This is a genomic window from Desulfuribacillus stibiiarsenatis, from assembly GCF_001742305.1.
Lineage (GTDB): Bacteria > Bacillota > Bacilli > Desulfuribacillales > Desulfuribacillaceae > Desulfuribacillus_A > Desulfuribacillus_A stibiiarsenatis.
This window is the reverse complement of the sequence record NZ_MJAT01000031.1, coordinates 1-551: the sequence shown is the minus strand read 5'-3', so window position 1 is coordinate 551 and position 551 is coordinate 1. Positions and strand designations below refer to the sequence as shown.

At 39.0% G+C, this 551-nt stretch carries 1 protein-coding gene; it reads right to left on the bottom strand.

Translation table 11 applies throughout. The features are described 5' to 3' along the window. Nucleotides 1–245 precede the first annotated feature (245 nt). Nucleotides 246–551 (bottom strand): IS3 family transposase (locus BHU72_RS09345; protein ID WP_141709298.1); only part of this gene is annotated, 306 nt, incomplete at its 5' end.

The following is a 551-nucleotide window of genomic DNA, read 5'->3' as shown; positions in this document are numbered from 1 at the left end:
TGAACATGCCCCTGTCAAGTAGACAGTAGAAAAAACAAAAGTATTATGGCGTCAATCATTAGTTATGGTTGACGTTTTTTCATGCTCTTCAATCCATTTATTCCACGGTCCTGTTGACATGGGGCCCTTGTACCCTCTGGACTCCCGTTTCTTGGGCGGAAGTGATACTAGATCATTATTGGCTTCCGCCGTCAGTATTTTACCAGAGGGTACTATCCCATATAAACAGGCTTTCGCGGCATAAATTATGCTGCCTTATTGAAAAGGTGTTGCCTGTATTCGATAGGTGTCATACAGTTAAGCCTCTTTTGATACCGTCGATTATTGTAATACTCTATGTATTCCATGATTGCTGATTCTAGCTCTTCATATGAGTTGAATTTGCTAAGGTAATACATTTCTGATTTCAACATTCCCCAAAATGATTCCATTGGTCCATTATCAATACATCTCGCTACCCTTGACATGCTTTGTGTCATTTTTGCATCGTCTAGTTTTTTCTTAAAAATCTTATTTGTATATTGGAAGCCACGATCACTATGGAAGATTGG